Annotated in this window: 10 protein-coding genes; 4 read left to right on the top strand and 6 right to left on the bottom strand. The window is 70.4% G+C overall.

Annotation, left to right across the window (positions count from 1 at the left end):
- Window positions 1–98: 98 nt before the first annotated feature.
- The 4 genes from LPW41_RS16055 to LPW41_RS16070 all read right to left on the bottom strand — a co-directional run bounded on the left by LPW41_RS16055 (window position 99) and on the right by LPW41_RS16070 (window position 4118).
- Window positions 99–1388 carry an ABC transporter permease gene (locus LPW41_RS16055; RefSeq protein WP_144833996.1) on the bottom strand — a complete coding sequence of 430 codons (1290 nt, stop codon included), beginning with the start codon at window positions 1386–1388 and terminating at the stop codon, window positions 99–101.
- On the bottom strand, window positions 1388–2206 hold the full coding sequence (locus LPW41_RS16060) for an ABC transporter ATP-binding protein (RefSeq protein ID WP_144833998.1): 819 nt from the start codon (window positions 2204–2206) through the stop codon (window positions 1388–1390). The genes LPW41_RS16055 and LPW41_RS16060 overlap by 1 nt, the downstream gene beginning before the upstream one ends.
- On the bottom strand, window positions 2203–3222 hold the full coding sequence (locus tag LPW41_RS16065) for an efflux RND transporter periplasmic adaptor subunit (RefSeq protein ID WP_144834000.1): 1020 nt from the start codon (window positions 3220–3222) through the stop codon (window positions 2203–2205). The genes LPW41_RS16060 and LPW41_RS16065 overlap by 4 nt, the downstream gene beginning before the upstream one ends.
- A 137-nt stretch (window positions 3223–3359) precedes the next feature.
- Window positions 3360–4118 (bottom strand): SDR family oxidoreductase, encoded by a 759-nt coding sequence (locus tag LPW41_RS16070; protein WP_230705384.1) that lies wholly within the window; start codon window positions 4116–4118, stop codon window positions 3360–3362.
- Window positions 4119–4218: 100 nt separating this feature from the next.
- Here LPW41_RS16070 and LPW41_RS16075 point away from each other — a divergent pair, with 100 nt between their 5' ends.
- Window positions 4219–5064, top strand: coding sequence for a helix-turn-helix transcriptional regulator (locus LPW41_RS16075; RefSeq protein ID WP_144834004.1), 846 nt, complete (start codon window positions 4219–4221; stop codon window positions 5062–5064).
- 65 nt (window positions 5065–5129) lie between these two features.
- Here the strand turns inward: LPW41_RS16075 and LPW41_RS16080 are convergent, their stop codons facing one another.
- On the bottom strand, window positions 5130–6629 hold the full coding sequence (locus LPW41_RS16080; RefSeq protein ID WP_144834006.1) for an amino acid permease: 1500 nt from the start codon (window positions 6627–6629) through the stop codon (window positions 5130–5132).
- Between the two features lie 179 nt (window positions 6630–6808).
- Between LPW41_RS16080 and LPW41_RS16085 the strand changes: the two genes are divergently transcribed.
- Window positions 6809–7150, top strand: coding sequence for an Lsr2 family protein (locus LPW41_RS16085; RefSeq protein WP_308071721.1), 342 nt, complete (start codon window positions 6809–6811; stop codon window positions 7148–7150).
- 220 nt (window positions 7151–7370) lie between these two features.
- The gene (locus LPW41_RS16090) at window positions 7371–7709 is read left to right on the top strand and encodes an Lsr2 family protein (protein ID WP_144834010.1); all 339 of its coding nucleotides are present in this window, start codon (window positions 7371–7373) and stop codon (window positions 7707–7709) included.
- A gap of 90 nt (window positions 7710–7799) precedes the next feature.
- Here LPW41_RS16090 and LPW41_RS16095 read toward each other — a convergent pair whose 3' ends face one another.
- Entirely contained in the window at window positions 7800–8873 is a 1074-nt protein-coding gene (locus tag LPW41_RS16095) for a Glu/Leu/Phe/Val dehydrogenase family protein (protein WP_144834012.1), read from the bottom strand.
- Between the two features lie 172 nt (window positions 8874–9045).
- Between LPW41_RS16095 and LPW41_RS16100 the strand changes: the two genes are divergently transcribed.
- Window positions 9046–9522, top strand: a complete 477-nt coding sequence (locus tag LPW41_RS16100; RefSeq protein ID WP_144834014.1) for a YbaK/EbsC family protein — start codon at window positions 9046–9048, stop codon at window positions 9520–9522.
- The last annotated feature ends 140 nt before the right edge of the window (window positions 9523–9662 follow it).

The raw sequence follows: 9662 nt of genomic DNA on the forward strand, positions 1-9662 counted from the left end.
GGGGGACGTCGCGAGGAATGTCGGTCACGCCTCGAACCTAGCGGCGCGCGGGCGCCGCCACCCAGCGTTCGTGCCCGACTCGTCCGCTCGCTGCGTTCTCAGTACCGGATCGCATCGATCACCTTCACGCGGACCGCGACCAGCGCGGGCAGCAGACCCGCGATCGCTCCGACGACGGTCGCGGCGATCAGACCGATCACGGCGGCGTCGATCGGGAACGGCGGGAAGTCGCTGACCATGCCCTGCCCGATGACGTCGCGCAGCCACGGGGACTGCACCACGATGATCGACACGGCCACGCCCGCGGCACCGGCGACGACGGTGGCGACCACGCTCTCCATCATCACGGCGAAGAACACCCGGCCCGCTGTCGCGCCGAAACTGCGGCGGATTCCGATCTCGCGCACGCGCTGCTTCACGGTGACGAGGGCGATGTTGACCAGGCCGAGGGCTCCGAGCAGCAGGACGAGCACTGCGATGCCGATGACGACCATCTTGGTCACCAGGAGCGGATCGCCCTCCCACGTGCCCCAGTCCTGGCGGTTGACGCTGACCTCGACCCCGTCGCCCAGGGCAGCGGCGAGATCGCGTTCGATGAGCGGGGTGAGCTGATCGGCGAGCTCGGGCGGCACCCACATCTCGTACTGCGTCTGCCCGCCGCCGCCGTAGGGGTCGAACGCGACAGGCGCGGATCCGCGCTCGCCGGCGGTGGCGTCCTGCATCGCCTGCAGGTGGTCGGCGAGCATGAACATCGAGGGCTCGGACTCCCAGTTCGGCGACGGGGTGACGCCCACCACCACGGCGGTCACGCCTCCGGCGGAGATTCCGGATGCCGCTCCCGGCACGCCCTGCCCGCCGAGGGCGACCACCGGGTGCGACTCGAGCGGTGGGTCGCCCATGCGGTGCCAGAACACCTCGTTCACGATCAATCGCGGCGCGAGCTGCGCGGCGTCGTCGGCCGTGAACCACTCGCCCTCCGCCATCTGCACGCGGTGCATCTCGCCGTAGGGCTGATCGACGGCCTGGGTTCCGACCTGGATCGCTCCGTCGGCGAACGGCACGAGCTGCGAGGTGCTGAGCATGCGCGTCGCGTACGTCACCTGGTACCGCTCGACGATGCTGCGCCACGCGGCGTCGGTGGCTGCGGCATCCGGAGTCGCTCCATCGGTGCGGTACGCCGAGACGTTCAGCGTCGCCGGACGCCCCGACATGCGCTCGTTCTGCTCCTGCGTGGACTGCTGCACGATCGCCCCCAGGGCGACGACGGTGGTGAGCGAGCACACGGCGACGGCGACTCCCACCAGCGAGAGGAGCACGCGCATGCGGTGCACGCGGACCTCCTGCCACGCCTCGAGCATCGCGCCGACGAGGGAGGTGAGCGCGCGCATCAGGCGTCTCCTCGCTCGAGGGCGGCATCCTCGGTCGGGTCCGCGCCGAACCCCCGCGCGGCGAGGACAGCCGGGTCATCGTCGGCGGGGGCCATCTCACGCCGGTCGCGACGGGTCAGCGGTTCGAGCGAGGGATCGTCGACCGCGGTGAGCACTCCGCGGTCGAGCCGGAAGTGCCGGCGGGCGCGGCGCGCGATGGTCGGGTCGTGGGTGATGGTGACCTGGGCGGCACCGGTGCGGGTCGCCACCTCGTCGATCAGCTCCATGACGCTCTGACCGGTGTCGAGGTCGAGCGCGCCGGTGGGTTCGTCGGCGAGGATCAGCCGGGGTCCGCGCACGAGCGAGCGGGCGATGGCCACGCGTTGCTGCTCGCCACCGGACAGGCGGTCGGGCAGGCTCGACAGCCGGTGCTCGAGCCCGACGAGCTCGAGCATCTCGGCGGCGATCTTCTTGCGCCGCCAGAAGGTGCGCCCCGACGAGTACAACAACGGCATGGTGACGTTCTCAAGGGCCGTGCGCCCGGGCAGCAGGTTGAACTGCTGGAAGACGAAGCCGATCCCGGCCCCGCGCAACCTGTCGCGAGCGGCCGAGCTGTAACTGCGCACGGGCCGGTCGTCGAAGGTGATCTCGCCGCTGGTGGGCAGATCGAGCAGCCCCAGCATGTTGAGCAGGGTCGACTTGCCCGAGCCCGAGCGGCCGACGATCGACACGTGGTCGCCCGGCTCGATGGTGAGGTCGATGCCGTTGAGGATGGTCAGCGCGGGCTGATCCTGCGGGATCACCGTGCGGGTGACCTCGCGCAGCTCGAGCAGGCTCACGACGCGGGCGCCTGTTGGCAGAACATCGAGCCGTCGGGGTACACGGTGCACCCGTCGTCGGGTACGGCCATCGCGCCCGGCGCGAACTCGAGGAGCTCCTCGCCCTCGGTGAGGCCGTCGGTGACCTGCACCTGCGTGCCGTCGGTGAGCCCGAGTGCGACCGCGCGCTCTTCGGTGGCGCCGTCGGCGGTGGTGACCCACACGGTGCCGCTCTGCGCGGCTCCGCGCACCGCGGTGGTGGGCACGAGGAGCACGTTCTCGGCGCGACCGCCAGCGATCGTCATCTCGGCCGCGAGCCCGGCGAACACCGTCACGTCGCCCGGCACGCTGCAGGTGGCGGTCGTGCCGGAGCCACCGCCGCTACTGCCCGCTCCGCCCGTGCTCGAGGCCTCGCCCGCCCCGCCGGAGGGGCTCTCGCCGGTGCTTCCGGCGAGGGGAGTCGTGATGCGCAGCCCGGTGCAGGTGAATGCGGCGGGGCCACCGGTGATGGTCACCGTCGCGTCGGTCGGACGGTTCAGCAGGCGGTACTGCTGCGCGGGCTCGAGCGAGCCCGAGACCGAGAAGGTCGGCGGCGCGACCGTGCCGGCGCTCGCGCCGATCGCGACCTCCTGCCCGGCGATGACCGACAGCGAGCTCAGCGTGCCGGCGGCGGGCGCGGTGACGTCGGCGTAGCGGAAGATCGCGGGCTTGGCCTTGCCCTCGGCGTCGACGCTGTCGGCGGGGTCGCGCTCGATGGGCACCTTGACGTCGAAGACGACGTCGCCCGCGGCCACGGCGGCGCCCTGCGCGACGAAGATGCGGTTGACCGTGCCGGTGGCGGTCACCTTCATCGGCACGGCGGCGTCGGCGGCGACGGTGGCCTTGATCACCACGTCGTTCGTGATCGTGCCGAGGGTGGCGACCGCTCGCGGTTCGACGATGCTCCCCGTCGGCATGGCCGGCGAGTCGTCGACCGGCCGGTCGGGGAAGAACGCCAACTTGATGAGTGCGGCCGCCACGATGGCGACCAGAAGCATGCGCAGAATCGGAAAGACCCACGTGCGTGCGATCCCCATGAAACCCCCCCCGGAATGGAATCGTCGTCGAACGTTCCTCACCCTAGGGGGCGGCCGATATCGCCGATGTATCGCGCACGAGGGCGCCGGCCGCCCTGTCAGTGCGGATCGGCGGCGTTCAACCGGCGCACCGTCTCGGCGTAACGCCCCTCGGCCTCGGCGTGTCGGAGGAAGCCGACCCGGCTCACCTGCACCTCGGTCGCGTCGGGCTGGTCGCGCAGGATGTCGAACACTTCGTCCGCGAATTCATCCAAATCCATGGCGAACGAGCTCTCGCGCTGGCCCGGTAGCAGGTCGGTGGCGACCGACGGCGGCTCGAGCTCGATCACCGACACGCTCGTGCCCTCGAGCTGCAGACGGAGCGACTCGCTGAACAGATGCACGGCCGCCTTCGTCGCGTTGTAGGTGGGGGTGGCGCGCAGGGGCACGAACGCCAGACCCGACGACACGGTCATGATCGTGGCATCCGTCTGCGCCTGCAGGTGGGGGAGCAGGTGCGCGATCAGACGCAGGGGGCCGAGCACGTTGGTCACGACGGTCTCCTCGGCCGTCGCAAGCACGGCGGGGCCCTGCGTCCAGTCCTCGACCCGCATGACGCCCGCCATCGTGACGAGCACGTTCAGGTTCGGGTGGCGCTCGAGCACGTCGTCGACGGCCCCGCGGATCGAGTCCTCGTCGGCCGTGTCGATGCGGACGGTGTCGATGCCGGGGTGCGTCGCGGCGATCTCGGTGAGCAGTTCCGCTCGGCGACCGCCGACGATGACGGTGTTGCCCGCGGAGTGCAGGCGCTCGGCGAGGGCGAGACCGATACCGCTCGTGGCGCCGGGGATGAAGACGGTGTTTCCGGTGATGTGCATGCTCCCAGTGTTCGGCGTCGGCCCCGGGGCATCCAGGCCTCGTGGATCGGGGGAGCGGCGATCCCTGGATGCCGCGGCGCCTACCGACCAGGATGGAGGAATGGATCGCACGGCGATGGGGGAGTTCCTACGGGCGCGGCGCGAGGCCCTGCGCCCGGAGGACCTTGGCCTGCGACCCGGCGCCCGACGACGCACGGCGGGCCTGCGCCGCGAGGAGGTCGCTCAGGCGGCCGCGATGTCGACCGACTACTACACGCGCCTTGAGCAGGCGCGCGGACCGCAGCCGAGCCCGCAGATGTTGTCGGCGCTCGCTCGGGCCCTGCGCCTGAGCGTCGACGAGCGCGACTACCTCTACCGCTTGGCCGGCCACGCCGTGCCCGACCGTCTCGGCCGCGCCGACCATGTCGCCCCCTCGCTGCAACGGGTGTTCGCGCGCCTGTCGGACACCCCCGCCCTGGTCATCTCGCATCTGGGCGAGACGCTGCTGCAGAACGAGCTCGCGGCCGCCCTCCTGGGCGATCACGTCGGGGCGCGCGGATGGGAGCGATTCGAGGCGTGGCGGTGGTTCGTGAGACCCGAGACCGAGCGCGCCAAGTACCCCGCCGACGATCGCGACCGTCAAAGCCGAGCGATCGTCGCCGGCCTGCGCGCCGCCGTGGGCGTACTCGGACCCGCGTCGACCGCGGGCGAGCTCGCCGCCGAGCTCGAGGGGCGCAGCGCGGAGTTCGCCGAACTCTGGCAGCGGCAGGAGGTCGCCCAGCGCTTCGCCGATCACAAGGTGCTGATCCACCCCGAACTCGGCGAGATCGAGGTCGACTGCCAGGTGCTCTTCACCGAGGATCGCGCGCAGGCCCTGCTCGTGCTCACCCCCGAACCGCGCAGCGAGGCCGAGGAGAAGATTCGCGTGCTGGGTGTGCTCGGCACGCAACGCTTCACCACGACCTGAACGACGGATGCCACGACCCCGGGCCGCGCGAGCGGTGGGGTCGTGGCATCCGGGATCTGCTCGGATCACTCCGCGGGAGGAGACACCACCCGCGGGGACGTCGGGTCGAGGCGCGCCCCCGTGCCGACACGGGCGTGGCGACGCGAGTACGCGAAGTAGATCGCGAAGCCGATGGCCAGCCAGATGAGGAAGCGCAGCCACGTCTCGACCGACAGGTTGAGCATGAGGTAGGTGCAGATCAGCGCCGAGAGGATCGGCAGAACCGGGTTGAACGGCACGCGGAAGCCGCGCTTGAGGTCGGGGCGCTTGCGGCGCAGCACGATCACGCCGATCGACACGAGCACGAACGCCGACAGGGTGCCGATGTTCACCATCTCTTCGAGGACGCCGATCGGGGTCACCCCCGCGACGATCGCCACGATCACGGTGACGATGATCGAGATCACCCACGGGGTGCGGAAGCGCGGGTGCACCTTGGCGAGGGAGCCCGGGAGCAGGCGGTCGCGCGACATCGCGAAGATGATGCGCGTCGCGCCGATCAGCAGGGTGAGCACGACGGTGGTCAGACCCGCGACCGCGCCGGCGGCGATGACCGTGGCCATCCACGTCTGTCCGTGGAAGGCGAAGGCGTTGGCGAGGGCCGCGGCGGGGTTGAGCTCGGAGTAGGGCACCATGCCGGTCACGACGATGGCGACCGCGCAGTACAAGATCGTGCAGATGATGAGCGAGGCGATGATGCCGATCGGCAGGTCGCGCTGCGGGCGCTTGGTCTCTTCGGCGGTGGTGGCCACGACGTCGAAGCCGATGTAGGCGAAGAACACCAGGGCGGCACCGGCGAGGATGCCGCCGACGCCGAACGTCGCGGGCTCCAGTCCCGAGAGGAACTGCAGCAGCGGCTGGGTGAGACCCGAGGCCGACTCGGTCGGCACGGAGTCGGGGATGAACGGGTTGTAGTTCGCGGGGTTGATGAACAGGATGCCGGCGATGATGACGAACAGCACGATGAACAGCTTCACGGCGACGAGCACGAGGTTCACGCGCAGCGACTCCTTGATGCCGACGGTCATCAAACCGCCGAGCACGAGCACCAGCAGAATCGCGGGCACGTCGACCACGCCGCCGTACGAGATGGCCTCGGGCAGGGTGATGCCGAGCTGCTGCAGGAAGGTGCCGAGATACGCGCTCCATCCCTGGGCGACCACGCTCGCGCCGAGGAACATCTCGAGGATGAGGTCCCAGCCGATGATCCACGCGAACAGCTCGCCGAGCGACGCGTACGAGAAGGTGTAGGCCGAGCCCGATACGGGCACGGTCGAGGCGAACTCGGCGTAGCACATCGCCGCGAGGCCGCACGCGATCGCGGCGATGATGAAGCTGATGACCACGGCAGGGCCCGCGACGTCGTGGGCGGCGCGACCGGTGAGGGTGAAGATGCCGGCGCCGATGACGACGCCCACACCGAACACCGTCAGGTCGAGTGCGCTGAGGGACTTCTTGAGCCGGAATTCGGGCTCATCGGTGTCGGCGATGGACTGCTCCACCGACTTGGTACGGAAAAGGCTCACGGAACGCTTCCTCTGTCTCTGGTGATGTCCCAGGAGCGAACACCACCCGTGGAGGATAGTCCCTCGCGCGCACCCCCATCCATCGCTTGCGAAGCCGCCCGACGGCACTCGAATAGCAGATGGAATTGTCATGCGGGTAATTCATCGATTACAGGTGTAAGGTTTTTCGTATTATGGCTATGAAGCACATCACGCACCTCGTCGACGATCTCGACGGTTCCGTCCTCGAAGACGGGCAGGGAAAGCAGATCACCTTCTCCGTCGAGGGTCGGGCTTATGAAATCGACCTCTCCGACCGCAACGCCGACAAGTTCTATTCGGCGATCGCCCCCTTCGTCGACGCCGCCCGATCGGTTTCGCGCGGCACCACGACCGCCCGTCGCACGCGCACCACGCGTCGTTCGAGCGACGTCGATCTCGGCGCCGTGCGCGAATGGGCACGCGCCAACGGGCACACCGTGAGCGACCGCGGTCGCGTTCCGGGCACTGTGCTCGACGCGTACGCGGAAGCGAATTCCTGATCGCGTTCCCCCTGCGGTGACCTGCGTTCCGCGCGGGCACCGACCTTGAGCACCACCACGGCAGCGTTCGCCGTGGTGGTGCTCGACCGTGTGGCGACGGGGGTTCCCCGGCGAGAGCACCTCGACACTTTCCGCGGATGCGGTGAAAGCTGACGAAGGTGCGGGTGAATTTGCAATCCGTCGCGGGGAATGGCTTACACGTGGGCCTTATCGTCGCGTCATGGCGAAAAAGCACATCACGCAGATGATCGACGATCTCGACGGGCGCATCATCGAAGACGGAACGACCCTCACGTTCTCGCTCGAAGGCCGGGCATATGAAATCGATCTTTCACATGCCAATGCCGCGAGACTCCACGACGCATTTCACCCGTTCATCTCGGCCGCGCGTGTCGCCGGATCCACGGCCACGACAGTGCGACGTACTCCGCGCGGCCGGGCGATCCCCACTCGCGACCTCACCGACGTCCGCACGTGGGCGCACGAGAACGGCTACGCCATCAACGAGCGCGGTCGCATCTCTTCCGCCGTCCTCGAGGCCTACGACGCCGCGCATTAACCGCGTCGCCTCGCCTCGCCCGCGTCGAAGAGACCGGATGCCCCGCTGAGCGGCATCCGGTCTCTTCTGCGTCGGGGCAGTGCTGATGGGTCAGACCAGGGCGGTGCGCCCGGCGCCGGCGGCGAGGCGCTCGGCGGCGAGACCCTCGGCCGCGGCCAGCGGGGTGACCCCGCGCACGGCGGCCTCGTCGAAGACGCGGCGGATGGTGTCGCCGATGCCCGCCACTCGACCCATGATCTGCTCGAGCGTGCCCTGCTCCTTCGCGACGCCGTCGAGGTAGATCACGCCGCCCGCGTTGACCACGAAGTCGGGCGCGTACAGGATGCCGCGGGCGGCCAACCGGTCGGCTCCGGCGCGGTCAGCGAGGGGGTTGTTGGCGGGCCCGCACACGCTGCGCGCATCGAGGGCGTCGATGACGTCGTCGGTCAGCACGCCCCCGATGCCCGCGGGTACGAAGACGTCGGCGGGCACGAGGTGCGCCTCGCTCGGCTCGACCCACGCGGCGCCGAGCTCCGCGGCGGCGGAGCGCTTGGCGGGGTTGACGTCGGTGACGGTCAGCACGGCGCCCTCGGCGGCGAGGCGCTCGGCGAGACGGCCGCCGACCTGGCCGAGACCGGCGATCGTGATCCGGCGACCGGCGACGTCGCCGGTGCCCACGGCCCGCTCGAGCGTCGCCACGAGGGAGGTGTAGACGCCGAGACTGGTGGGGCCGGCCGGTTCGCCGGAGCCGCCGACGGAGTCGGGCAGACCCACGACGTGCGCGGTGCGCTCGCTGACGACGAGCATGTCTTCGGTGGTCGAGCCCACGTCTTCGGCGGTGCGGTACAGCCCGCCGAGGCTCTCGACCGCATCGCCGAGGTCGAGGAACGCGGCGCGGCGGCGGTCGGCGTCGAGAACGGTGCCCGGGGGCAGACCGACCACCGACTTGCCTCCGCCGGCGTCGAGGCCGGCGGCGGCGTTCTTGAGCGTCATCGCGGCCGACAGGCGCAGCGCGTCGCCGAGGGCGTCGGTCCACGAGGGGTAGGTCCACAGGCGGGCGCCGCCGAGGGCGGAACCGAGAACCGAGGAGTGCAGCGCGACGGCGATGAAGAGGCCGCTGCGCCGCCCCGTGATCACCTCCACGCGCTCGTGGGTGAAATCGGGCAGGGGCAGGGCGTGGGTCATCGCGTTCCTTGTCGTCGGCCGCCTTGTGGGCGGCACTTCCCGGATGCCGCGGCGTTGCGGCATCCGGAATCCATTCTGACGCGTCGCCGGGCGTCACGCGAGCGCACGTTCGCGGGTCGCCCGTGCGCGTTCGCGCCCGGCCGGTGGCGGGGCTCGCTCTAGGCTGTCGGGCATGACCGACGCCCTCCCCACCCGTAGTCGCCTGGTCGCTGCCGCCCTCGAGGAGGCGGGCATCGCCGGCCGCATCGTCGTGCTGCCGGATGCCGCGTCGACGGCTGCGCTTGCCGCGGCCGCCCTCGGTGTCGAGGTCGGCGCGATCGCCAACAGCCTCGTGTTCTGGAGCGACGACGAGCCTCTGCTCGTCATGACCAGCGGTGCGCATCGGGTCGACACGACGGCTCTCGCCGAGCGGCTCGGACGCGGCGGCATCCGTCGGGCGACCCCCGAGCAGGTGCTCACCGCGACCGGCCAGCCCATCGGGGGAGTGGCCCCGACCGGACACCCCGCGCCCCTGACCACGGTGGTCGACGAAGACCTCGCGGCCTTCCCCGAGATCTGGGCCGCGGGCGGCACGCCGCACACGGTGTTTCCGCTGACGTTCGACGAGCTGGTGCGGCTGACCGGCGGCACGGTGACGCGGGTCGCCTGAGCGGGTGCGATCGTCAGGTGGCTGAGCTTGTCGAAGTCACCGGGGGTTCGCGGGGCGTGGGGTGGTGCGATGTGAGGTGGCTGAGCTTGTCGAAGTCACCGGGGGTTCGCGGGGCGTGGGGTGGTGCGATGTGAGGTGGC

Origin of the sequence: Microbacterium sp. JC 701, assembly GCF_021026215.1 — a bacterium.
Classification (GTDB): Bacteria; Actinomycetota; Actinomycetes; order Actinomycetales; family Microbacteriaceae; genus Microbacterium; species Microbacterium algihabitans.